The 22,789-nt window shown below is 64.5% G+C and carries 18 protein-coding genes; 11 read left to right on the top strand and 7 right to left on the bottom strand.

Translation table 11 applies throughout. The features are described from left to right. The 4 genes from FJ959_RS04455 to FJ959_RS04440 form a co-directional block, all read right to left on the bottom strand. The gene (locus FJ959_RS04455; protein WP_140559032.1) at nt 1-813 is read right to left on the bottom strand and encodes a carbohydrate ABC transporter permease; all 813 of its coding nucleotides are present in this window, start codon (nt 811-813) and stop codon (nt 1-3) included. An 11-nt stretch (nt 814-824) separates the two neighbouring features. Then, nucleotides 825-1,691 carry a sugar ABC transporter permease gene (locus FJ959_RS04450; protein WP_140628694.1) on the bottom strand — a complete coding sequence of 289 codons (867 nt, stop codon included), beginning with the start codon at nt 1,689-1,691 and terminating at the stop codon, nt 825-827. A gap of 154 nt (nt 1,692-1,845) precedes the next feature. Continuing rightward, the gene (locus FJ959_RS04445) at nt 1,846-3,117 is read right to left on the bottom strand and encodes an extracellular solute-binding protein (RefSeq protein ID WP_140491369.1); all 1,272 of its coding nucleotides are present in this window, start codon (nt 3,115-3,117) and stop codon (nt 1,846-1,848) included. A gap of 242 nt (nt 3,118-3,359) precedes the next feature. Further along, on the bottom strand, nt 3,360-4,277 hold the full coding sequence (locus FJ959_RS04440) for an AraC family transcriptional regulator (protein ID WP_140559037.1): 918 nt from the start codon (nt 4,275-4,277) through the stop codon (nt 3,360-3,362). Between the two features lie 255 nt (nt 4,278-4,532). Between FJ959_RS04440 and FJ959_RS04435 the strand changes: the two genes are divergently transcribed. Next, the gene (locus FJ959_RS04435) at nt 4,533-5,936 is read left to right on the top strand and encodes an MATE family efflux transporter (protein WP_140582863.1); all 1,404 of its coding nucleotides are present in this window, start codon (nt 4,533-4,535) and stop codon (nt 5,934-5,936) included. Between the two features lie 48 nt (nt 5,937-5,984). Here the strand turns inward: FJ959_RS04435 and speB are convergent, their stop codons facing one another. Continuing rightward, nucleotides 5,985-7,040 (bottom strand): agmatinase, encoded by a 1,056-nt coding sequence (gene speB / locus FJ959_RS04430; protein WP_140491375.1) that lies wholly within the window; start codon nt 7,038-7,040, stop codon nt 5,985-5,987. A gap of 194 nt (nt 7,041-7,234) precedes the next feature. Here speB and pncB point away from each other — a divergent pair, with 194 nt between their 5' ends. The 7 genes from pncB to FJ959_RS04390 all read left to right on the top strand — a co-directional run bounded on the left by pncB (nt 7,235) and on the right by FJ959_RS04390 (nt 15,105). After that, nucleotides 7,235-8,539: a nicotinate phosphoribosyltransferase gene (gene pncB, locus FJ959_RS04425; RefSeq protein WP_140554616.1), complete on the top strand. Its 1,305-nt coding sequence runs from the start codon at nt 7,235-7,237 to the stop codon at nt 8,537-8,539. Nucleotides 8,540-8,739: 200 nt separating this feature from the next. After that, nucleotides 8,740-10,179, top strand: a complete 1,440-nt coding sequence (locus FJ959_RS04415) for a hypothetical protein (RefSeq protein WP_140628691.1) — start codon at nt 8,740-8,742, stop codon at nt 10,177-10,179. 156 nt (nt 10,180-10,335) lie between these two features. Continuing rightward, nucleotides 10,336-11,640 carry an ABC transporter substrate-binding protein gene (locus tag FJ959_RS04410; RefSeq protein ID WP_140628688.1) on the top strand — a complete coding sequence of 435 codons (1,305 nt, stop codon included), beginning with the start codon at nt 10,336-10,338 and terminating at the stop codon, nt 11,638-11,640. A 183-nt stretch (nt 11,641-11,823) separates the two neighbouring features. Beyond that, complete coding sequence (locus FJ959_RS04405) at nt 11,824-12,705, top strand: branched-chain amino acid ABC transporter permease (RefSeq protein WP_140628685.1); 882 nt, start codon at nt 11,824-11,826, stop codon at nt 12,703-12,705. After that, nucleotides 12,702-13,664, top strand: coding sequence for a branched-chain amino acid ABC transporter permease (locus FJ959_RS04400; RefSeq protein ID WP_140491386.1), 963 nt, complete (start codon nt 12,702-12,704; stop codon nt 13,662-13,664). The genes FJ959_RS04405 and FJ959_RS04400 overlap by 4 nt, the downstream gene beginning before the upstream one ends. Continuing rightward, nucleotides 13,661-14,386 (top strand): ABC transporter ATP-binding protein, encoded by a 726-nt coding sequence (locus tag FJ959_RS04395; protein WP_140628682.1) that lies wholly within the window; start codon nt 13,661-13,663, stop codon nt 14,384-14,386. Before FJ959_RS04400 ends, FJ959_RS04395 begins: the two co-directional genes overlap by 4 nt. Continuing rightward, a complete protein-coding gene (locus FJ959_RS04390; RefSeq protein ID WP_140628679.1) occupies nt 14,383-15,105 on the top strand; it encodes an ABC transporter ATP-binding protein in 723 nt (240 codons plus the stop codon). The genes FJ959_RS04395 and FJ959_RS04390 overlap by 4 nt, the downstream gene beginning before the upstream one ends. Before the next feature lie 54 nt (nt 15,106-15,159). Here FJ959_RS04390 and FJ959_RS04385 read toward each other — a convergent pair whose 3' ends face one another. Next, on the bottom strand, nt 15,160-16,542 hold the full coding sequence (locus tag FJ959_RS04385) for a sodium:proton antiporter (RefSeq protein ID WP_140628835.1): 1,383 nt from the start codon (nt 16,540-16,542) through the stop codon (nt 15,160-15,162). Between the two features lie 73 nt (nt 16,543-16,615). Beyond that, nucleotides 16,616-17,230, bottom strand: a complete 615-nt coding sequence (gene pncA, locus FJ959_RS04380; RefSeq protein ID WP_140628676.1) for a bifunctional nicotinamidase/pyrazinamidase — start codon at nt 17,228-17,230, stop codon at nt 16,616-16,618. A gap of 332 nt (nt 17,231-17,562) precedes the next feature. Here pncA and FJ959_RS04375 point away from each other — a divergent pair, with 332 nt between their 5' ends. The 3 genes from FJ959_RS04375 to FJ959_RS04365 are packed head-to-tail and all read left to right on the top strand — an operon-like array spanning nt 17,563 to nt 22,789. Beyond that, complete coding sequence (locus tag FJ959_RS04375) at nt 17,563-18,423, top strand: xanthine dehydrogenase family protein subunit M (RefSeq protein ID WP_140628673.1); 861 nt, start codon at nt 17,563-17,565, stop codon at nt 18,421-18,423. Next, complete coding sequence (locus FJ959_RS04370; protein WP_140628670.1) at nt 18,420-21,251, top strand: molybdopterin-dependent oxidoreductase; 2,832 nt, start codon at nt 18,420-18,422, stop codon at nt 21,249-21,251. The genes FJ959_RS04375 and FJ959_RS04370 overlap by 4 nt, the downstream gene beginning before the upstream one ends. After that, nucleotides 21,248-22,789, top strand: a complete 1,542-nt coding sequence (locus tag FJ959_RS04365; RefSeq protein ID WP_140628668.1) for a 6-hydroxynicotinate reductase — start codon at nt 21,248-21,250, stop codon at nt 22,787-22,789. Before FJ959_RS04370 ends, FJ959_RS04365 begins: the two co-directional genes overlap by 4 nt.

The raw sequence follows: 22,789 nt of genomic DNA, 5'->3' as shown, positions 1-22,789 counted from the left end.
TCAAGTCTTTTTTTGCCGGAAAACGGAATTCAGGAAGCCGCTGAGCACGCCGAGAAACAACAGCGGCGGCAGCGACAGAAGCACGACCGAGGCGTTCAGGATTCCCCACGGCACGTTCATGCCTTGCTGGGAGAGTTCCGAGGCGACGATCGGCAAGGTCTTGGCATTGGAGCTCGACAGCATCAGCGCGATCAGGAACTCGTTCCAGACCAGCACGAAACTGAAAGCCACCGCGCCGATCAGCGAGCGCGCCGCGACCGGCAGCGCGACCCTCCAGAACACCGAATAGGCGCCGTAGCCATCGACGAAGGCGGCTTCCTCGACCTCCTTCGGCACGGCCTGGAAGGCGGGAATGGCGAGCCACATGATCACCGAGATGGTGAGCAGGCAATAGGTGACGATCAGCGCGGCGAGCGTGTCGTAAAGCCCGAGCTGAAGCCAGATCACCATCAGCGGGATGGCGACCGCCACCGGCGGCAGGAAGCGAAGCGACAAAACGAAGAACTGGATGTCGCCGGCCCAGCGGTTCGGGTAGCGCGCTACCGCGTAGGCCGCCGGCAGGCCGAGCACCACGCCGATCAGCACCGCGCAACCGCAGGCGACGACCGAATTGTAGAGGCCGGTCATGACGCTGTCGCGGCCGACGATATAGCTGATGTTGGCCAGCGTCGGCGTGAACACCAGGCGCGGGACCCGGGTGATGATGTCGACATTGTTCTTCAGCGAATTGAGCGCCGTCCACAGCAGCGGAAACACGGCCATGAAGCCGGCAAACGCCAGCACGGTCTTGCCGATCAGGCGGCCGGGTCTCATGCGATATGGTCTCATGCCTGCACCCGCTTCCACAGCATGGTGAAGGTGATGACCGTGGCTATCATCATGAGCACCGCCATCGCCGAGGCGTAGGAGACCTTGCCGGACTCGATGAAGCCTTGCGAGAAGGCGTACATGTCGAGCGTTTCGGTCGCCACGCCCGGGCCGCCGCGGGTCATCACATAGATCAGATCGAAGGAGCGCAGCGATTCGATCATCTTGACGAACGTCAGGCTGACCAGCGGCGCCTTCAGCATCGGCAAGGTCACATAGGCGTGGATCTGCCAGCGTTTGGCATGGTCGAGCCGGGCCGCCTCGATCGGCTGCGGCGGCAGCGTTTCCAGGAGCTTCAGCACGATGACGGCGAAGAACAGGCCCCATTGCCAGACATCGACCGATGCGACCGCCAACAACGCCGTCGACGGCTTGGACAGCGGATCGAAGATCAGCCCACCGGTCAGCAGCCGGTAGGGGTAAGTGGCGATGCCGTAGAGCGGATGGTAGGCGAACTTCCAGACGAAGGCCGCCGAGACGCGCGGCAGCAGGACCGGGATGATGAACAGCACGCAATAGACGTTGCGAAGGCGCGGCGAGGCGACCTCGAACATCAGGACGCCCAGTCCGATGGCGACCGTCATCGTCGCGATGACCGTGACGAATTCCCATTTCACCGACACCCAGACGGCGTTGAGAAAGCGGCGGTCGACGAACAGGTCGGCGAAATTCGAGAACCAGACATAGGAATAGGCTGTCGAGCTGAGTTCACGGTTCTGCAGGGCGATGACGACCGCGTAGAGCGTCGGCACCATCGACAGCACCAGAAGGATGGCGAGTGTCGGCACGACGAAGGTGACCGGCAGGGATGAGCGTCGCGGCATCTGTCTAACCTCTGCTGCGTCTCGAACGATTGAGCATGACTGACCTTTCGCGCGAAGGCTGGCTCAAACCGCAATGATGAACCAAGACCTGCGGCGCACAGGTTCCGGCGCTCCACCGAATGCCGTGGACCGCGCGCCGCAGGGGGAGGATGGCTTATTTCTTCACCAGCTCGTTGGCATAAGCCTCGAGTTCGTTTAGGCCGCCCTTGATATCGGTGCGGGTGCCGGTGACCAGTTCCTCGAGGATGATGCCCCAGCGGTCGCCGAGATCGGGCCAGCGCGGGTCCTGCCAGAAATTGACCGCCGTGACTTTGCCGGTTTCGGCCAGTGCCTGGCCGAGATCGGCGCCGTAAATATCGGCGAATTCCTTGCTGGCCAGGATGCTGGTGCGGTTCAGCTCGCCGAACTGGTGGGCGTCGAGCCGGCGCTTCTCGTTTTCCTTCGATGTTGCCCAGGCGATGAACAGGCCGGCGCATTTCTTCGAGGCGTCGTCGGCATTGGCCTTCGTCGCGATGGCGAGGCCATGGCCGTAACCGCCGCCCGGCAGTGGCGACGGCGGCGGCATGAAGCCGATGTTGCCGACGACCTGCGAGGTCTTCGGATCGACCGCCATGCCCGACAGCGGCGTCGATTCGACCAGGATCGCGACCTGGCCCGACAGGAAGGCGCCGGTCGATTCATCCCAGCTGCCGGTCTGCGTGCCGGGCGCCGAATCCTTGAACAGTTTCAGGTAGGTCTCGGTCGCCTTGACCGCGGCATCCGAATTGAAGGCCGGCTTGTCACCGTCGAACCACTGGCCGCCATAGGCCTTGAAGAAGGGCATCCAGCGCCAGACATTGGCGCCCGAACCGCGCGCGCCGCGCAGCGCGATGCCATACATGCCCTTGTCCGGATTGGTCAGCTTCGGCACGTCGGCGATCAGCTCGTCCAGCGTCTTCGGCGGCTGGATGCCGGCGGCCTCCAGCACGTCCTTGCGGTAGACCATCAGGTCGCCGCCGCCGGTCAGCGGTGCGAACCAGACCTTGCCGTCATAGGTGGCGACCTTCTGGCGGCCGGGGTCGAAGTCGGCATAGTCGTAGTCGGCCGGATAGTAGTCGGCCAGCGGCACGATCCATTTCGAGGAAGCGAACAGCGCGACATTGGCTTCGTCGACATAGTAGACGTTGTAGTTGCCGACCGTGGACGCGTCGGCGCGCGATTTTGCCCGGCGGTCGTTCTCGTTGAGGTAATCGATCTGGAAGCCGGCGCCGGCAAGCTTCTCGAACTCGGCCTTGGAGTCCTCCAGAAGCGTCAGGCCGTCACGTGGCTGCGCCAGCACCTTGACCGGCGCCGAGCAGACCGGCGCCTGCGCTAAAGCGATGGTTGAAACGGTAGCGGAAAGCATGAAAGCTGCACCAAGGCTGGCAGCGAGCCGAATTGGTTTCATTATTTTCTCCTCCAGGAACACGTCGCAGGAAGCGGACGTCCTCGGGTTGCGCGATCCTCACCATCGCCCGAGCGACTTGCCACCCATCGCCAAAATGCGGAGTTGCAGCGGCTCGCGCTAGAAGCTCCGTTGCAGAAGACCTGTACTTTTATGCATTGTGCGACGCAAAAACCGGCATCCGGTTGCGCCCAATCTCACATGAGTATCGATCGGACTCGGGGGCGGTGGTTTTTAGGGCGTGCTTACGCGCGCATCGCCAGCCGCTGCCGCGACAGCTTGCGATAGGATGACGGCGTCATCTTGTGCTTGCGCATGAAGGCGCGGTTGAAATTGGAGATGTTCATATAGCCGACCTGGAAACAGATGTCGGTGATCGGAATATCGGTATCGGCCAGCAGCTTGCAGGCCTGCCACAGCCTCAGCTTGGCAAGGTGGTCACTGAAGGAATTGCCGGTGTTCTTCTGGAAGAAGCGCGAGAATGTGCTCTCGGTCATCCCAGCGAGCGCCGCCACATCAGGCAGCTTCAGATCCTCGGCGAAATGCTGGAACAGATAGGTCAGCGTGCGCTGGATGATGTCGAGCGAGGCGGCATCCAGAACAGGGGAGAAATCCGGCGAGGACAACAGCTCGTATTCGTCGGTCCTGGCGAGGAGATCGACGAGGTTCAGGAACAGGCAGAACCTGGTTAGCCCGCTGACCTCCCCCATCCGTTCCATCAGCTCGGCGCCTTCCAATGCCGTGCGGCCATGAAAAACCATGCCGCGCAGCGACCGCTCCAGGAACGGCTCCAGTTCGCGCAGTTCGGGCAACAGGCCAGCCGACCCGCGCAGCCTCTCGGCATCGAACTGGAGGACGATGTCGCGGCCTTCGATCAGCTCGCCCGGCTGCACCGCCGTCACCCAATCATGCGGCAGCCCGCCGCCGACAATGGTCAAGTAACCCGGTCCGAACTCGCCGATGTGGTCGCCGACCAGCACGACGCCGGAGGATTTTCGCAACAGGTGGATTTCGTACTCCGGATGGAAATTCCAGACATTGCGCTCCCAGGGATAGTCGTCCAGCCGCCACAGGAAACTGTCGCTCGCCTCGGTGACGATATGTTCGAAGGCCGGCGCCGTGCGCGGGATCGCGGCCGGATTTTTCCTGCGCCTGAACTGCATCCTTCCCTCCCGGCAATTCGCCGGCTGCTCATGTCTCCTGATGATCCCGTAGCAGCCCCTGGCCGGCAAGGGAACGAGACGCAGGCATCTCCCTGAAATGCCGCTGGCTCAATCTCTTCCGGTGCCTTCTCCCTTGCCTTCATGTCGCATTTCGTTCAAGAGACGGCGCAAACGCCGCGAAACTGAAGGTTTTGCCGTTTGACACGCGGCTTCCGGCTTTTTGCCGACGCGCCGCGACCTTGAAAGAGCGGAACAATGTCTGCGATCGAAGCCGGCGCTCGCGCGCCGGAAAATCTTTGGCGTCAGGAAATCAGGGCGACTTTGGCGCTCGCCTGGCCCATGGTGCTGACCAATCTCGGCCAGACCGCCATGACGGCCACCGACGTCATGATGATGGGCAGGCTGGGGGCGGACACGCTGGCCAGCGGCGCGCTTGGCGCCAATCTCTATTTCATGCCGCTGATCTTCGGCCTGGGCCTGATGCTGGCGACCTCGCCGATGATGGCGACCGAGCTCGGCCGCCGCCGTCATTCGGTGCGCGACCTGCGCCGCACCGTGCGCCAGGGCCTGTGGCTGGCGATCCTCATCTGCATCCCGATCTGGATCTTCCTCTGGCACGGCGAGAACGTGCTGCTCGCCATGGGCCAGGAGCCCGCTCTGGCGCACAGCGCCGGCATCTACCTGCGCTGGCTGGAATGGGCGGTGCTGCCCTTCTACGGCTATATCGTGCTGCGTTCCTTCATATCGGCGCTGGAGCGGCCGGGCTGGGCATTGATAATCGTCTTTGTCGCCGTCGCCTGCAACGCGCTCTTCAACTGGGTGTTCATGTTCGGCAATCTCGGTGTTGCGGCCATGGGCATATCAGGCTCGGGCCTTGCCACCTCGCTGTCCTCAACGCTGATGTTCGTCGGCATGGCCGCCGTGGTGATGTGGGAGAAGAAATTCAGGCGCTATCATCTGTTCGGCCGCTTCTGGCGGTCCGACTGGCCGCGCTTCAAGGGCCTGCTGCGGCTCGGCCTGCCGATCGCGGGCATCCTCGCTTTCGAGGTGACGATCTTCAACGCCGCGGCGCTGCTGATGGGCCTGATCGACGCGGATTCGCTTGCCGCGCACGCCATCGCCATCCAGATCGCGTCGATCTCCTTCATGGTGCCGCTCGGCCTCAACCAAGCGGTGACGGTGCGCGTCGGGCTTGCGCATGGCGCCGGCAATCCGGAAGGCGTCTCGCGCGCCGGCTGGACCGCCTTCGTCATCGGCGTCTCGTTCATGGCCCTGATGGGCCTGATAATGATCCTGTGGCCGCATCTCCTGATCAGCGCCTTCATCGACCTGGCCAATCCGGCCAATGCCAGGGTGATCACGCTTGCCGTATCGTTCCTGGTCTTCGCGGCCCTGTTCCAGGTCTTCGATGGCGCGCAAGCGGTTGCCGCCGGCATGCTGCGCGGCCTGCACGACACCAAGGTGCCGATGATCTATGCCGCGATCGGCTATTGGGGCGTCGGCCTGCCGCTGGGCGTGCTGCTCGCCTTCCCTTTCGGCTTCCATGGCGTCGGCATCTGGATCGGGCTGTCCAGCGGACTGGCGGTGGTGGCGGCGTTGCTTCTGGCGCGCTGGCTACGGCGGGATCGCCTCGCGCCGCCGCTGGTGTTCGAACACTGATGCAGAGGGCCGCCGGGTTGTCCGGTGGCCTTTCCGTCATTGTCGGCGTCAGCTGTTTTTGAGCGCCGGGCTGAACACCATCAGGCTCAGTATTTCGAACAGCACCTGGGCGCCGGCATGCGCGGTGTTGGTGGTCGCATCATATTGCGGCGCCACCTCGACCACGTCGCCGCCGACGATGTTGAGGCCTTTGAGGCCGCGCAGCAGTTCGAGCACCTCGCGCGTCGTCAGGCCGCCGACTTCCGGCGTGCCGGTGCCCGGCGCGAAGGCCGGATCGACGCTGTCGATGTCGAAGGAGACATAGGTCGGTCCGTCGCCGACTATTCTGCGCGCCTTCTCGATAATGGCGGGGATACCGAGGCCGGTCACCTCCTCGGCATGGATCACGGTCATGCCGGATTCGTAGGTGAACTCCCACAGATATTCGGCCGAGCCACGGATGCCGATCTGGATGGTGCGCGTCGGGTCGAGCACGCCATCGAGCACCGCGTTGCGGAACGGGCCGCCATGGTGGAACTTGGTCATGTCGAACAAGCCGCTTGTATCGCAATGGGCGTCGATGTGGATGAGGCCGACCGGGGCCTTCTTGCCGACGGCCTTCAGGATCGGATGGCTGATCGAATGGTCGCCGCCGACCGACAATGGAATGACGCCGGCATCGACGATCTGGTTGGTGCGGCGCTCGATGTCCTCATGGCAGGTCTCGAGCCGGTAACGACTCTGGAACGGCACGTCGCCGATGTCGGCGACCCTGAGCTCATGCGTGGGCGCGCATTCCAGCACGTGATTGTAGGGGCCGATGCGCTCGATGGCGCGCAGCGCCCGCGGCCCGAAGCGGGAGCCCGGCCGGTTGGTGACGCCGAGATCCATCGGCACGCCTGTTATCGCCACCTGCAAATCGCCGAAATCCGGGTTGTCGGCCGATATTTCGCGATAGGGCGCGGCGAGGAAGGTGGGGATACCGGAATAGGGCGCCAGCCGCGTGCCCGACTTGGAAAATATCTTGTCGGCGACCTTGCGGAACTTCGGGTCGAACATCTCGCCGCCATGGCTCTCGCCATATTTGCGGCGCAACGCGTCGAGCTTGCCGCTGTCATAACCCATGTCGGTTTTCTCCTGTCTGTCTCTCCGGAGTGTCCGGTAGCGCTTTGGAAAAATCAATTGCGTTCGGACGGGTTGGCTGCCGCAGGTCTTTCTTTTTGTCGGGCCAGCCTGAAACCGGGCAGCGCTTTTGCCAATTCGATGCTATGAGGCCTGTCGCGATCATGGGCGGCAGGCAGCGAAGGCGGTAACGAGACATGGCCAGGACCGATATTGCGCGGCGCGTCTACAACCATACCTGGAAGCTCGACCCGATCGTGCGCAGCCTGCTGGACACGGATTTCTACAAGCTTCTGATGCTGCAGATGATCTGGGGCATGTACCCCAAGGTCGACGCCACCTTTTCGCTGATCAACCGCACCACTTCGGTGCGGCTGGCCGAGGAGATCGACGAGGGCGAGTTGCGCGAACAGCTTGACCACGCCCGCACCTTGCGCTTCTCCAAGAAGGAGATGATCTGGCTGGGGGGCAACAATTTCTATGGCCGCAAGCAGATCTTCGAGCCGGAATTCCTGGCCTGGCTGGAAAATTTCCGGTTGCCCGAGTACGAGCTTTCCAGGCGCGGCGGGCAGTATGAGCTCTCCTTCAGCGGCCCGTGGATGTACACCACGCTGTGGGAGATTCCCGCGCTCGCCATCATCAACGAATTGCGCTCGCGCGCCGCCTTGCGGTCGTTCGGGCCTTTCACGCTCGACGTGCTCTACGCCCGCGCAAAAGCCAAGATGTGGGCCAAGACCGAACGACTGAAGGCGCTGCCCGGCATCCGTATTTCCGACTTCGGCACGCGCCGGCGCCATTCCTTCCTGTGGCAGCGCTGGTGCGTGGAAGCGCTGAAGGAAGGCATCGGCGAGGCTTTCACCGGCACCTCCAACGTGCTTCTGGCCATGGACAACGACCTCGAGGCGCTGGGCACCAACGCGCATGAACTGCCGATGGTGTTCGGAGCGCTGGCCAATTCGGAAAAGGAATTGAAACAGGCGCCCTACAAGGTGCTGCAGGATTGGCAGCGCTACTATGGCGGCAATTTGCTGATCGTGCTGCCCGACGCCTTCGGCACGGCTTCCTTCCTGCGCGACGCGCCGGATTGGGTGGCCGACTGGACCGGCTTTCGCCCCGACAGCGCGCCGCCGATCGAGGGCGGCGAGAAGATCCTGTCCTGGTGGCGCGAGAAGGGCAAGGACCCCAGGCAGAAGCTGCTGATCTTCTCCGACGGGCTCGAGGTCGAGACCATCGAGGAGACCTACCGCCACTTCAAGGGCAAGGTGCGCATGTCCTTCGGCTGGGGCACGAACCTGACCAATGATTTCGAGGGCTGCGCGCCTACGGCAACCGACAGCCTCGACGCCATATCGCTGGTCTGCAAGGTGACCGAGGCCAACGGCCGGCCGGCCGTGAAGCTCTCGGATAATCCAGCCAAGGCGACGGGTGACCTCAAGGAGATCGAGCGGTATCTGCGCATCTTCGGTGAAAAGGACCGGGTGGAGCAGTTGGTCAAGGTGTGAGGGCACGACCGGTGCTTCCGGCATCGCCATACGAGACGGCAAAGTCGGATAGGCTGAGTTCCTTGGCGCCCCCCTCTGTCCTGCCGGACATCTCCCCCTCAAGGGGGGAGATCATGCTGTCATCTTCGTCTTCGCGAACCTCCGGCGTTGCAAGGGAAGCGCCGACAGAGAAACCGCCAATCTCCCCCCTTGAGGGGGAGATGTCCGGCAGGACAGAGGGGGGCGCCGTAGAGTGCCGTCGTCGGTCATTAGCATTTTTGCCTATCGCTCTATTGCTCCTCTCACCCACCCCAGCCTTCGCCCACGCCTCGGACCGCGGCCACGTCCTGCTCCTGCCGACCGGCTATTACCTGATCGGCGGCGCTTTCGCCGTGGCCGCAAGCTTCCTCGTGCTGGCGCTGCTGCCGGCGCATCGGCTCGATCGTTTCTGGCGGCGGCGCCTGCCACTGTTCACACTGGGTGATGATGCCCGCACCGCTGCCAGCCTGATATCCTTTGCCGGCTTTGCATGTCTCATTGCCGCGGGTTTTCTCGGCAGCCGCGATCCGCTCTCCAACCCGCTGCCTCTGGTGATCTGGACACTGCTGTGGGCCGGCTTCACGCTGCTGCAAGGTTTCCTCGGCGACCTCTGGTCCTGGCTCAATCCCTGGTACGGGCCGGTGCGTCTCCTGTCTCGCCTGGCCGGCAGAGGCGATGAAGCGGCAAGGCGCCTTCCATCATGGCTCGGATACTGGCTGGCTGTTATCCTGTTCTTCGCTTTTGCCTGGTTCGAGCTCATCGATCCGGCGCCCGACGATCCGACACGGCTGGCCCGGGCCGCCGGCCTCTACTGGTTGTTCACCTTGCTGGCGATGCTGTCGTTCGGTTATGGGGCGTGGGCCCGCAGCGGCGAGTTCCTTACCGTCTTCTTCTCAATGGTGGCACGCTTCGCGCCGCTCGTGCGCGACGAGCGCGGCCGGCTTGCGCTATGCTGGCCGGGCGCCAAGCTGCTGACCGCCGCGCCTTTGCCGGCAAGCGGCGTGGCCTTCCTGCTGCTCGCCCTGTCCTCGGTTTCCTATGACGGCCTGTCGAAGACCTTCTTCTGGCTGGGCCTGTTCGGCATCAATCCGCTTGAATTCCCCGGCCGCACGGCGGTGATCGGCAGCGGCAGTTTTGGCCTCGTCCTGACATTCATGCTGCTTGCGGCGGTCTTCCTGCTTGCCGTGGTCGTCGGCCAGAAGCTCGCCGGCGACGGCCACAGGCTTGGCGAGGCGACGGGGCTGCTGGTCTGGTCGATCGTGCCGATCGCGCTCGCCTACCACATCGCGCATTACCTGACGGCGCTGCTGGTCGACGGCCAGTATGCGCTTGCGGCACTGTCCGATCCGTTTGCGCTCGGCTGGAACCTTTTAGGCACCGCCGACATGCAGATCGAAGCCGGCATCGTCGCCGGCGCGGGCTCGGCATGGTGGCTGTGGAACATCCAGGCCGGTGCCATCATTCTCGGTCATCTGCTTGCCGTGCTCGTCGCCCACGGCTTCGCCGCACGCCTGCATCCGGTTCCCGCCCGCGCCGCGCTCAGCCAGTTTCCGCTCACCTTGCTGATGATCGCCTACACCGTCTTCGGCCTCTGGCTGCTCGCCACGCCGACCGTTGGCTAGACGCGGTGGAAATAAACCGGGATCCCCCTGGGGAAACGGCATTGCCGTGTCCGGACTTTGGTGATTTAGTTTGTACACATGCAATTTCGGCCGTCCGCAGGAAGCGGTCTGCTACGTTCCAGCCATTGGTCAAAACTCAAAAACAGGGGAACTGCCGTGACTGACAAGAATGGGTTTTTCGATCTCTCCAAGGCCGGTCTCACCCGCCGCACCGCGCTGAAGGGTCTGGCCGCCGGCGCCGGCCTGGCGGTCGCGCCCGGTTTCGTCCGCTACTCCCAGGCGCAAAGCTCCGCCCCGATCAAGATTGGCTTCCAGTCGCACCGAACCGGCATCGGCGCCGCCTATGGCCGCTGGTACGAGAAGACCACGGCCGCGGCGGTCAAGGCGATCAACGCGGCCGGCGGCATCAATGGCCGGCCGGTCGAGGTCATCATCGAGGATGACGGCACCGATCCCGGCCGCGGTGCCGAGGTGGTCGGCAAGTTCGCCACCCAGCACAAGACCGACATCGTCTTCGGCACCTTGTTTTCGCACGTCGTCATCGGCTCGGCACCCGCCGCCGGCGAAGCCAAGATGCCCTATTTCGTCGTCAGCGAAGGCCACCATGTCGCCTCGACCAAGCTCAACCGCTATGTCTTCCAGCCCGGCATCACGGACGTAAAGAGCCAGATCCAGTCGATGGCGCCGTGGATCGCGGCCAATGCCGGCAAGAAGGTGACGCAGATCTTCCCCGATTTCGCTTTCGGCTACGACCACCGCGACTACCTCCCGCCGGCGCTGAAGGCGCAGGGCGCAGAGGTCATCGCGCAAATCGCCATTCCGCCGACGGAGAGCTCCTTCACCAAATACTTCCCGCAGATTCCGGCCGAGACCGAGGTGATCTACCACGTCATGGTCGGCCCGGCGGTGCTCACCTTCGTCAAGGAGCTTGGCGAGTTCTACGGCTCCAACCGGCCGCAGCTGTTCGGCTTCATCGATTCGCTCGAAGCCGTCGACATCAACAGCCCCGGGCTCGAATTCCTGGACGGCAGCCATTTCTGGGAAGGCTCGCCACGTTATGCCCAGACGGACGATTCCGAGGCGCAGAAGGCCTATCGCGCCGCCGTCGGCATCGATGACAATGGCGCGGCCGTCGGCGACCCCAAGGATGTCTCCACCGCCGCGCATATGTTCGGCTGCTGGGAGACGTTCTACGTCGTCAAGAAGGCGATGGAAGACGCCGGCTACAAGGGCCCGGAAGACCGCGCCAAGCTGGTCGAGGCGACCGAGGCGCTGACCGAATTCGCCGAAGGCCCGGAGCATCCGCAAGGGCCAAAGACCTTCAACGGCAAGATCCACCAGTGCTTCGGCATCCAGAACATCTCCAAGGTCGAAGGCGGCAAGCTCAAGGTGGTGCACAAGACCAAGATCGAGGACGGGCTTTACGAGGCCGAGGGGGATTATACGACGCAGGCGTTGTAGGCCGGCTCAACAGCAAGCGTGAGCGCCAAGCCACCCCCCTCTGTCCTGCCGGACCCGGCCCTTCGCTGTCGCTCCGGGCGTTCGTCGTTCGGAAAGCCAAGCAATTGGCTTTCCGTCCGCTGCGCGGACCACTTCTCACCCCCCTCAAGGGGCGCGATTGCGCTATCGGTGAGTGCCTAACCCATGCATTTCGGACCCCACCTCCTCCTTGCCGCCCTCGAAGGGCTCGTCACATCCGCCGTGCTGGCGCTGACCGCGCTCGGCCTGTCGCTGGTGTTCGGCGTGATGCGCGTGGTCAACGTCGCGCATGGCGAGTTCTTCATGCTGGGCGCCGTGCTCGCCTGGGCGATCACGACTGCGATCGGAGGCCATCCGGCGCTCGGGTTCCTGGCGGCACTTATCATCGCACCGCTGGTCGTCGGCGCCCTTGCACTGGTGGCCGAGCGGCTGGTGCTGCGCCGGCTGAACTACAATCCGGAAGCCACCATCGTCGCCACCATCGGCATGCTCTACATTATCCAGCAGCTGGCGCTGACCTTCTATGGTCCGGAAGCGCGCCCGGTAGAGCCGCCCTTCAGCTATCGCATCCTTCTGCCGTGGTTCGGCTATTCGGGCTACAAGCTGTCGATCATCGCGGCATCCGTCCTTCTGCTCGTCGTGACATGGCTGGTGCTGACGCGCACCAGGGTCGGCCTCGTCATGCGTGCCACGCAGTATGACAGCGAGACGGCACAGGCCTTCGGCATCCCTGTCGATCGAGTCTATGGCGGCGTCTTCGCGCTCGGCGCCATGCTGGTGGCCATAGCGGCGGTGCTGATCGTGCCGATCAGCCAGGCGCATTATCTGATGGGGCAGGACCCGCTGCTGCTTTCCTTCATCGTCGTCATCATCGGCGGCCTCGGTTCGCTGCGCGGAACCGTCATCGCCGCCGTGCTGATCGGCCTGTCCGACGGCATCATCTCGATGTTCTTCTCGCCGACGCTGGCCAAGATCATCGCCACGCTGCTGGTCGCCATGGTGCTGGTGTTCCGGCCGCAGGGCCTGTTCGGGACGGCGACGCGATGAGCGAGACCTCGCCGGCAAAAGCCTATGGCTTGCATCTCGGCGTCATCGCGCTGCTTTTTGTCCTGAGCTTCGTGCTGCCGGATTATCATCACGGCCTCGTCGCCCGCATCATGGTGCTGGCGGTCTTCGCCATGGGCTACAACATGCTGTTCGGCTATGTCGGCCTGCTCAGTCTCGGTCATGCCATGTTCTTTGGCGCCGGCCTCTACGGCGCCGGCCTTGCCGTCATCCAGCTTGGCTGGAGCGTGCCGGCGGCTTTGTTGAGCGGTATCGCCTGCGGCGCGGTGCTGGCACTGGTGATCGGGCTGCTGGCGCTGCGCACTACGGGTGTCGCCTTCATGATCGTCACCATGATGTTCGCGCAGGTCTTTTACCTCCTCATCCTCTATTTTGCCGCGTGGACCGGCGGCGACCAGGGCATGGTGGTGCCGCAGCCGGCACGCGTCCTGAATTTCGGCGCGACGTCGCTCGATCTCACCAATCCGACGGTGCGCTACATGAGCGCGCTGGCTCTGTTCTCGCTCGTGCTTCTGGTCACGCTGGCCGTCGTCCGCTCCCGATACGGCCGCGTGCTGGTCGCCATCCGCGAGAACGAGGAACGGACCAAAATGCTGGGGTACGACACCTTCTCCAACAAGCTCGCCGCCGTGGTCGTCTCCGGCGCCATCTGCGCGGCGTCGGGCGCTGCCTATGCGCTGCTGTTCGGCTATGTCGGCTCGAGCTTCGCCTCGGTACAGTACTCGATCCTGCCGCTGCTGTGGGTGCTGCTCGGCGGCGCCGCCACCACGCTCGGACCGCTGATCGGCACGCTGTTCATGTACTATGTCATCGACGTCACCAGCGGCTTCACCTCCGCCTACCTGTTGATCGTCGGCGTCGCGTTGATCCTGCTGGTGCTGTTCTTCCCGAAAGGCATTCTGGGCAGCATCCGGCAGCGCTGGCTCGGATGGCTGCCATGACGCCGCTTCTGACCACCAAAGGCCTGTCGCGCAATTTCGGCGGCCTGCGCGCCGTCGACAGCGTCGATTTCACCTTGGTGCCGGGCGAAATCCGCGCCGTCATCGGCCCCAACGGTGCCGGGAAGACCACTTTCGTCAGCCTGATCAGCGGCCGAATCCCGCCCTCGTCCGGATCGATCGTTTTCGACGGCTCCGACATCACCGGCCTGCCGGCCTATGTCAGGGTCCGCCAAGGCATTGCCTACACGTTCCAGATCACCAGCATCTATGCCAACCTGTCCGTTTACGCCAACGTCGCGCTGCCCGTGCAACTGACGCTACGGCATGGCCATTCCAAGAGCGCGATACAGGCCGCTGTCATGTCGGCGCTCGCACGCACCGGGCTGGCCGACCGCGCCCATATGCCGGCCGGTCAATTGTCCTATGGCCACCAGCGCCTGCTGGAGGTGGCGATGGGCCTGGCGCTGAAGCCGCGCCTGCTGATCCTCGACGAGCCGACGCAGGGGCTCGCCGACAGCGAGATCGACAATTTCATCGGCCTGGTGCGCGAGATCGCCAGGGACGCCACCGTGCTCCTCATCGAGCACAACATGCCTGTCGTCATGCAGCTTGCCGACCGCATCACCGTTTTCAACGCCGGCAAGATCCTGGCAGAGGGCACGCCGGAGGCGATCCGCGAAAATGCGGCGGTGCAGGAAGCCTATCTGGGGACCGCCCTATGACCGAGACGAGCAAGACGCAAGCGTTGCGAATCGCGGGACTGGACTGCTTCTACGGCGAGGTTCAGGTGCTCTATGGGCTCGACCTGGCGCTGAACAAGGGCGAGGTGCTGTGCCTGTTCGGCCGCAACGGCGCCGGCAAGACGACGACGCTGAAAGCCATCATGGGGCTGGTCCGGGCGAGTGCCGGTTCGATCAGCCTCGCAGGCCAGGAATTGACCGGTCTGGCCGCCCACGAGGTGCCTAAAGCCGGCATTGCCTATGTGCCGCAAGGCAGGCGGCTGTTCGCCGAAATGACGGTGGCGGAGAACATCGAGATCGGGCTGATGGCGCGCGGCAAGGGGAAGGCCGTGCGCGAAAACGTGCTCAACCTGTTCCCGCTGCTGCGCCAGCGGCTCAGGCAGCGCTCGGGCACCTTGTCGGGCGGCGAGCAGCAGATGCTGGCCATGGCACGCGCGCTCTGCCTGGAACCGCAGGTGCTACTGCTCGACGAGCCGACCGAAGGGCTGATGCCGTCGATGATCGCAAAAATCCGCGAAACGGTGGCGAAGCTGCGCGAACTGGGCGTTTCCACCATCCTGGTGGAGCAGCGGGTCGACGCCGTGCTGTCGGTAGCCGACCGCGTCGCCTTCATCGAGAACGGCCGCAACCGCGAGACGGTCGATGTCGAGGCGTTGCGCGCCGACCCGTCGGCGGTCAGGCGCTATGTCGGCGTAGGCTGAGCACTATCTCCCCTAGTAGCCGTTCCGCGTCAACCGCTTGGCGCCATCGTGGGCTTATCCAAAGAACAAAAACCCGGCGATCAAAAACGTCGGGATCAGCACCGCGCCCGACCATGCCATGTAGCCGAAAAAACCCGGCATGTTCACGCCGCGGTGCCGGGCAATGGCGTAGACCATGAAGTTCGGCGCGTTGCCGATATAGGTGTTGGCGCCCATGAACACCGCACCCGCCGAGATCGCCGCCAAGGTCGAAGCGAGCTCCGTCATCAGATGCCGGGGAGCGCCGCCGGCCAGCTCGAAGAACACCAGGTAGGTCGGAGCGTTATCCAGGAAGGACGACAGCGCTCCGGTCAGCCAGAAATAGGCGAGATCGTTGGGCATGCCCTGCGCTGACGTGACGAGCGCGACCAGCGGCGCCAGCGCGCCTTCGTGGCCGGCCCTCAGGATGGCGACGACGGGCACGATGCAGACGAAGATGCCGGCGAACAGTTTCGCCACTTCCGCGATCGGCCCCCAGTTGAAACCGTTCGCCTGCCGATACTCCTTGCGCGAGACGGCCAGCGAAACGAAGGCAAGCGCCAGGATGACGACATCGCGCACAAGGTTCTGCAACTCGAGGTCCACCCCCTGAATGGAAAGACCGATGCCGGGCTTCCATGTGGCCGAAAGCAGGATCGCGCCGATCACGCCGGCCAGCAGCGGCAGGTTGGGCAGGCCGCGGATGCGCACTTTCGTGTCCGGCGTCGGGTCCTTGATCTTTGGCGCGCCCATTTCGCGGCGATGCAGCGTGGTGTCGATCGCCAGGAAGACGGCGAGCACGACGACGCTGACGAACAGGGTCTCGCGCCAGAGGTTGGCGGTGGTCCAGAAGAAATCGACGCCGCGCAGGAAGCCGACGAACAGCGGCGGGTCGCCGAGCGGCGTCAGCGAACCGCCGATGTTGGACACCAGGAAGATGAAGAAGATGATGACATGGGCGTTGAACGGCCGGTTGTCATTGGCGCGGATGAGCGGCCGGATAAGGATCATCGAGGCGCCGGTAGTGCCGATGACGGAAGCGAGCAGGGCGCCGATGAGCAGCAGCCCGGCATTGACCAATGGCGTGCCGTGGATGTTGCCGGCCACGAGAATGCCGCCCGAAATGGTGAACAGCGCGAACAGGAGAATGATGAACGACATGTATTCGGTGAGCAGCGCATGCAGCACCGCTTCCGTTGCCACCGTCGTGCCGAAGGCCGATGCGAGCGGCACCACCACGAGAGCCGCCCAAAATGCAGCAATCTTGCCGTAATGATGCTCCCAGACATGGTTGAAAAGCAGCGGTCCCGTGGCGATCGACAGCAACAGCCCGGCAAAGGGCAGCGCCCACCACAGCGACATCGTCCGGCCTGGCAGGCCGTGCTCTTCCGCGGCGAAGGCCGTTCCCGGTAACAGCATCGCGACAGCCACCACGGCACTTGCCGTCAAAGCCGTCGCCCCTATCGACCCCTTCTCTTCTCCCACGATGAGGTCAGTCCGCCGCGTGGTCTTCGAGCGTCACGCCTGCTTGGCGCATCCTTGCCAACATCGTCTCGACCGAACCGTTGAGGTCGATCCCGCGGCAGGCATCGAGCCTGACAGTGGTCCTGAACCCCTGCTTGACCGCGTCGAGCGCCGAGAAGGCGACGCAGAAATCGGTCGCCAGGCCGACCAGGGTCAGCGTGTCGATGCCGCGCTCCCTGAGATAGCCGGCAAGGCCGGTCGGCGTCGTGTGGTCGTTCTCGAAGAAGGCCGAATAGCTGTCGATATCAGGCCGAAATCCCTTGCGGATGACCAGCTCGGCCTTGGTCCAGGCAAGACCCGAGTGAAAATCCGAGCCGAGGCTGCCCTGGATGCAATGGTCCGGCCACAATGTCTGCTGGCCGTAGGGCATCTCCATGGTTTCAAAAGGCTGGGCGCCTGGATGGCTTGAGGCAAAGCTCGAATGGCCGGCTGGATGCCAGTCCTGCGTCAGCACGACATGATCGGTTCGCCGGATCAGGTCGTTGACCAGCGGCACGATCTCGTCGCCGCCGGTCACAGCCAGCGCGCCGCCAGGGCAAAAGTCGTTCTGCAGATCGATGACGACAAGCGCTTCTTCGGCCATGGGGTTCCTTCCTGTCGGTATCGGGCGCGGGCTCCCAGAGGGATCCCGGCGAAAGAAAGCCGCTGGCGCGACCGGAGGGAGAAACTTGACCAGATGGCGGGCCGCGTCAACCATTAGAGCGCCGGGCGCAACCCCGAACGCGCAAAGGGCGCCCCAGCACCTAGATTTTGCGGAGAACAAATGCGTGGCGGCGGCAGCCGTGCGGGTGCTGCGCAAACTCCGGCTTTGACAATTTCCGCCGACTTGATATCATTTGCATACGAATGAATTTAAGCCGGGCCCGGACGCCGGCAAGTTCCCTCGGAAAGGCCCTTTTTCTGGGAAGGCAAAGCGTGATCCGTTACGCGAAACCCACCACGGTCGACGAGGCGCTCGCCCTGCTTGGCGAAGCTTCGTGGCGCATCCTTGCCGGCGGCACCGACTTCTACCCGGCGCAAGGCAACAAGCCTTTCCGCGACAATGTGCTCGACATCAACGGGCTGGCCGCGCTGCGCGGCATTGCGGAAACGGAAACGCACTGGCAGATCGGGGCGCGCACCAGCTGGACCGATATCGTTCGCCATCCCTTGCCGCCGGCCTTCGATGCGCTGAAAGCGGCCGCGCGGGAGGTCGGGTCCGTTCAGATCCAGAATGTCGCCTCGATCGCCGGCAATCTCTGCAACGCTTCGCCGGCCGCGGATGGCGTGCCGGCGCTGCTGGTGCTCGACGCCGAGATAGAACTGCGCTCGGCGCAAGCGGTGCGCCACCTGCCGCTCCGGGAATTCATCCTCGGCAATCGCCGCACGGACCTGCGGCCCGGCGAGATGGTAACCGCCATCCGCGTGCCGAAAGCGGCCGGCGCGGGTATGTCGGCTTTCGTCAAGCTCGGCGCGCGGCGCTATCTCGTCATCTCGATCGCCATGGTGGGGGCACGCCTGGTCGTGCAGGACGGCATCGTCGAGCAAGCGGCGGTCGCCGTCGGTTCCTGCTCGGCTGTTGCAAAGCGGCTCGGCGGGGTCGAGGCGGCCCTGCGCGGACTGGCGGCGGATCATGGGCTGGCCACAGCGGTCCTCGCCGCGCCGATGGAAGAGCTGTCGCCGATCGGCGACGTGCGCGGCAGCGCCGAATACCGGCAGGACGCGGCGCGCGAAATCGTTGTCCGCGCCGTGCTTGCGGCGGCAGGGCCGATGAGCGGTGACAGGGTGGCGGCATGAACAAAGCTCAGCCTCACATCAGCCAGGCTCGACCCGGCGGGGCCCTATCCGGCAGTGATGCAGTTGGCCTGGCACGCGCGGAGATCACCTTCGCGGTCAACGGCGCCGCCGTCTCGGTCAACGTGCCGCCGCTGCGCCGGCTGTCTGCGGTGCTGCGCGATGAATTGCTGCTGACCGGGACCAAGGTCGGCTGCGACGCCGGCGACTGCGGCGCCTGCACGGTGCTGGTCGATGGCGATCCGGTCTGCGCCTGCCTGATGCCGGCGGCGTCGGCCGCCGGAGCGTCGGTAACGACGGTTGAAGGGCTCGCCAATGGCCGGCTGTCGGCACTACAGGCCTCCTTCCTGGCGCATGGTGCGGCGCAGTGCGGCATCTGCACGCCGGGCCTGCTGGTGGCGGCGACGGCCCTGCTGGACAAGAAAGCCAGGCCGAGCGAGATCGAAGTGCAGGACGCGCTTGGTGGTGTCCTCTGCCGTTGCACCGGGTACCGGAAGATCGTCGCTGCTGTGATGGATGCCTCCGCCCAGGCTGCAAGCCTGGATTTCCGTCTGCCTCGGTCCGGTCACGCCATTGGCTCCTCCCCGATCCGGCTCGACGGCGTGCCGAAGGTGACCGGCGGTGAGAAATTCGGCGGCGATTCGTTCCCGGCCGATGCGCTGGCGGTGCTGGTAATCCGCTCGCCGCACTACCATGCCAGCTTCGCCTTCGGCGACCTCGACGGCTGGGCAAAAGCTCGTCCCGGCATCGCCGGCGTCTTCACGGCGGCCGATATCCCGGGAAAGAACTGTTTCGGCGTCATCGGTCCGTTCGCCGACCAGCCGGCTCTCGCCGAAGGCTTGGCGCGGTTTCGCGGCGAGGCGGTGGCGCTTGTTGCCGGCGAGCGCGAGGCGATGCTCGATCTCGACCTGTCGGATTTCCCGATCCGCTGGACCGAATTGCCACATCTGTTGCAGCCTTGCGAGGCACAGGCCGAAGGAGCGGCGCTGATCCATGTGAACCGCCCGGCCAACCTTCTGACCAAGGGCTTCGTCGAACGCGGCGATCCCGAGACGGCGCTTGCCGATGCCGCTGTCACCGTGACCGGTGCGATCGAGACGTCCTATGTCGAGCATGCCTATATCGAGCCGGAAGCCGGCCATGCCTATATGGATGGCGACACGCTGGTCGTCGTCGCCTGCACGCAGGCGCCCTATATGGACCGCGACGACACGGCGAAGGTGCTGGGCCTGCCCGTCGACAAGGTGCGCATCGTGCCGACCGCGACGGGCGGCGGTTTTGGTTCCAAACTCGACGTGTCCCTGCAACCGCTGGTCGGCCTGGTGGCGATGAGGACCGGGCGGCCGGCGGCGCTTGCCTACACGCGCAATGAATCGATGATGTCGACCACCAAGCGCCACCCGGCGCAGATGAAAGCGACCATCGGCGCCGATGCCGAGGGCCATGTCACCGGCATGATTTTCTCAGGTGATTTCAACACCGGGGCGTACGCGAGCTGGGGACCGACCGTCGCCAACCGTGTGCCGGTGCATGCCTCGGGTCCCTATGCCACCCCGAACTACCGCGCCGAAGGCCGCGCCATCCATACACATGGGCCGATTTCCGGCGCTTTCCGCGGCTTCGGCGTGCCGCAAGCGACCATCATGCAGGAGACCTTGTACGACGAGCTGGCCGGCAAGCTCGGCATCGACCGGCTCGACTTCCGCTTGAGAAACTGCCTTCGTAACGGATCCGAAACAGTTACCGGACAGAGGCTGGAATCGGGCGTCGGCATTGCCGAATGCCTCGATGCCCTGCGGCCGCATTGGGCGCGTGCAGTGGCTGACGTGGATGCCTTCAACAGTGCCAACACGGATAAAAAGCGCGGCGTCGGCATCGCCTCCTGCTGGTACGGCTGCGGCAACACCTCGCTGCCCAATCCGTCGACCATCCGGGTCGGCATTGCGGCGTCAGGCGAGATCATCCTGCACCAGGGCGCCGTCGACATCGGCCAGGGCTCCAACACCGTCATCACGCAAATCTGCGCCGACGCGCTCGGCCTGCCATTGGAGAATTTCCGGCTCAAGGGCGCCGACACCGCGATCACTCCCGATGCCGGCAAGACCTCGGCCTCGCGCCAGACCTTCGTCACCGGCAAGGCGGCCGAGAAGGCCGGCCGTGCCTTGCGCGATGAGATCCTGCGTTTTGCCAATGTCTCGCAAAAGGCGTCGCTTCAACTCGACGGGCCGACGATTATCATATGCGAGGGCGAAGCGATCCGCCGCGTCCATCTTGGCGCCCTCGAAGCGGATGCAGACGGCTTCGTCTTCCGCGCCGAGGAGACTTACGACCCGCCGACCTTGCCGCTCGACGGCAAAGGGCAGGGCAAGCCCTATGCGGTCTATGGTTACGGCGCGCAGATCGCCGAGCTCGAGGTCGACCTCAAGCTCGGCACGGTCAAGCTGGTCAAGATCACAGCCGCGCACGATGTCGGCAAGGCGATCAACCCTCTGCTGGCCGAGGGCCAGATCGAGGGCGGCATCGCGCAAGGCATCGGCATGGCGCTGATGGAAGAGTATATTCCCGGCCGCACCGAGAATCTGCACGATTATCTCATTCCGACCATCGGCGACGTGCCGCCGATCGAGACGATATTGATCGAGGTGCCAGACCCGGAGGGGCCGTTCGGCGCCAAGGGCCTGGGCGAACATGTGCTGATCCCGACCGCGCCGGCGATCCTCAACGCCATCCGCCATGCGACCGGTATTGCGATCACCAAAGTTCCGGCGACGCCGACTCGCATCCGCGCCGCCATCCGCGCCGCCATCCGCGAGAAGGAGGCATGCCGATGAGCGAGCTTGCCGAACGCTTCGAAACCCATGATCCCGGCGAGAAGCTGGTGGCGGAGAAGATCCGCTGCGATGCCTGCCCTGTCATGTGCTACATATCAGATGGCCGCACCGGCGCTTGCGACCGCTACGGCAATGCCGGCGGCCGGATCGTGCGCATGGACCCGATGACCATTCTCGATCATACCGCCGAGATCGGCGGCGCGGTCGTGCCCTTCATCGCAGAGGGCGAGGCCTGGGACGGCGAACTGGTCAACACCGGCCGCCGCTTCGTCACGGCGATCGGCGCCGGAACCACCTATCCCGACTACAAGCCGGCGCCCTTCATCGTCAGCCAGCAGGTCGAGGGCGTCGATCTCGTCACCGTCGTGACGGAGGGCATCTTCTCCTATTGCGGCGTCAAGGTGAAGATCGACACCGACCGTCATATCGGACCCGAAACGGCTGTCGTGCGGTCGCAAGGCGAGGCGATCGGTCATGTCACGACAGGCGAATATGGCTCGCAGATGCTGTCGCTGGGCGGCGTGCATCATCTGACCGGCGGCTCCAAGGCCGAAGGCCGCGCCACCTGCGATGCGCTGCTCGATCTGTGCAACCGCAAGCCGGTGGAACTGACCATCGATGGCGGCGCCACCATAACAGTCGAAGCCGGCAAACCGCCCGTCATCGACGGCAAGCAGGAGCACCGCATGCGGGTCGGCTGCGGCTCGGCGACCATCGGCATGTTCGCCACCCAATGGCGCGGGCTGGTCGACGAGGTGGTGGTGGTCGACGACCACATAACCGGCGTCGTCTCGGAGCATCAGGCCGGCAAGGTGCTGGGCTGGCAGGACACGGGGATAAAGATCATCGGCCGCCGCTCGACGCCTGGGCGCTATTTCAAGGTCTCCGAGCCCGGCCTCGGCTGGGGCGGCACCAGCATATCCGACCCGCTGTCGATCCTGGGCGAATGGAATGCCAAGAAGGGCGCGCGGCCCGGCCTGTCGCTGCTGATGGTTTCGACCACCGGCGAGCAGTTCGCCTATTACGAACTCGACGACCAGTTGAAGCCTGTCAAAAAGCCGTTCCCGGAACGGTTGCAAAAGTCGGTCAGGCTGATCGAGGACAATTGCGAACCGGCGCTGTGCACCGTGCTGTTCATCGGCGGCGCCGGCGGTTCGCTGCGCGCCGGCGTCACCGAGAATCCCGTCAACCTGACGCGTTCCGTACAGGGCCTGACTACCTATGTGACGGTCGGCGGCGCGCCGGTCTATGTCTGGCCGGGCGGCGGCATCACGCTGATGGTGGATGTGACGCGTGTGCCGGAAGGCGCCTTCGGCTATGTGCCGACGCCGGCGCTGGTGGCGCCGATCGAATTCACGCTGCTCCGCGACGACTATATCAGGCTCGGCGGCTACGAAGCCGAGATCCGCAGCGTCGAGGATGTCGTCGCCAAAGGCGGCGAGTACCTGAACGCGCGCCGGGGCGGCGGTGCGCCGGCCGGCAATCCATGGCCGCCGCTGGCGCAGTTGCGGCGCACGCCCGCGAACGGGGCCGCGTGA

The organism is Mesorhizobium sp. B2-2-4 (assembly GCF_006442375.1).
Classification (GTDB): domain Bacteria; phylum Pseudomonadota; class Alphaproteobacteria; order Rhizobiales; family Rhizobiaceae; genus Mesorhizobium.
Note: the sequence above shows the minus strand (reverse complement) of the source record. Positions and strands in the feature narration are given on the sequence as shown.

What these genes read in the sequence shown, in the direction of transcription:
- FJ959_RS04455 (WP_140559032.1), bottom strand. Translation starts at nt 813, where the DNA reads ATGAGACCCGGCCGCCTGATCGGCAAGACCGTGCTGGCGTTTGCCGGC.
- FJ959_RS04450 (WP_140628694.1), bottom strand. Translation starts at nt 1,691, where the DNA reads ATGCCGCGACGCTCATCCCTGCCGGTCACCTTCGTCGTGCCGACACTC.
- FJ959_RS04445 (WP_140491369.1), bottom strand. Translation starts at nt 3,117, where the DNA reads ATGAAACCAATTCGGCTCGCTGCCAGCCTTGGTGCAGCTTTCATGCTT.
- FJ959_RS04440 (WP_140559037.1), bottom strand. Translation starts at nt 4,277, where the DNA reads ATGCAGTTCAGGCGCAGGAAAAATCCGGCCGCGATCCCGCGCACGGCG.
- FJ959_RS04435 (WP_140582863.1), top strand. Translation starts at nt 4,533, where the DNA reads ATGTCTGCGATCGAAGCCGGCGCTCGCGCGCCGGAAAATCTTTGGCGT.
- speB (WP_140491375.1), bottom strand. Translation starts at nt 7,040, where the DNA reads ATGGGTTATGACAGCGGCAAGCTCGACGCGTTGCGCCGCAAATATGGC.
- pncB (WP_140554616.1), top strand. Translation starts at nt 7,235, where the DNA reads ATGGCCAGGACCGATATTGCGCGGCGCGTCTACAACCATACCTGGAAG.
- FJ959_RS04415 (WP_140628691.1), top strand. Translation starts at nt 8,740, where the DNA reads ATGTCCGGCAGGACAGAGGGGGGCGCCGTAGAGTGCCGTCGTCGGTCA.
- FJ959_RS04405 (WP_140628685.1), top strand. Translation starts at nt 11,824, where the DNA reads ATGCATTTCGGACCCCACCTCCTCCTTGCCGCCCTCGAAGGGCTCGTC.
- FJ959_RS04400 (WP_140491386.1), top strand. Translation starts at nt 12,702, where the DNA reads ATGAGCGAGACCTCGCCGGCAAAAGCCTATGGCTTGCATCTCGGCGTC.
- FJ959_RS04395 (WP_140628682.1), top strand. Translation starts at nt 13,661, where the DNA reads ATGACGCCGCTTCTGACCACCAAAGGCCTGTCGCGCAATTTCGGCGGC.
- FJ959_RS04390 (WP_140628679.1), top strand. Translation starts at nt 14,383, where the DNA reads ATGACCGAGACGAGCAAGACGCAAGCGTTGCGAATCGCGGGACTGGAC.
- FJ959_RS04385 (WP_140628835.1), bottom strand. Translation starts at nt 16,542, where the DNA reads ATGCTGTTACCGGGAACGGCCTTCGCCGCGGAAGAGCACGGCCTGCCA.
- pncA (WP_140628676.1), bottom strand. Translation starts at nt 17,230, where the DNA reads ATGGCCGAAGAAGCGCTTGTCGTCATCGATCTGCAGAACGACTTTTGC.
- FJ959_RS04370 (WP_140628670.1), top strand. Translation starts at nt 18,420, where the DNA reads ATGAACAAAGCTCAGCCTCACATCAGCCAGGCTCGACCCGGCGGGGCC.
- FJ959_RS04365 (WP_140628668.1), top strand. Translation starts at nt 21,248, where the DNA reads ATGAGCGAGCTTGCCGAACGCTTCGAAACCCATGATCCCGGCGAGAAG.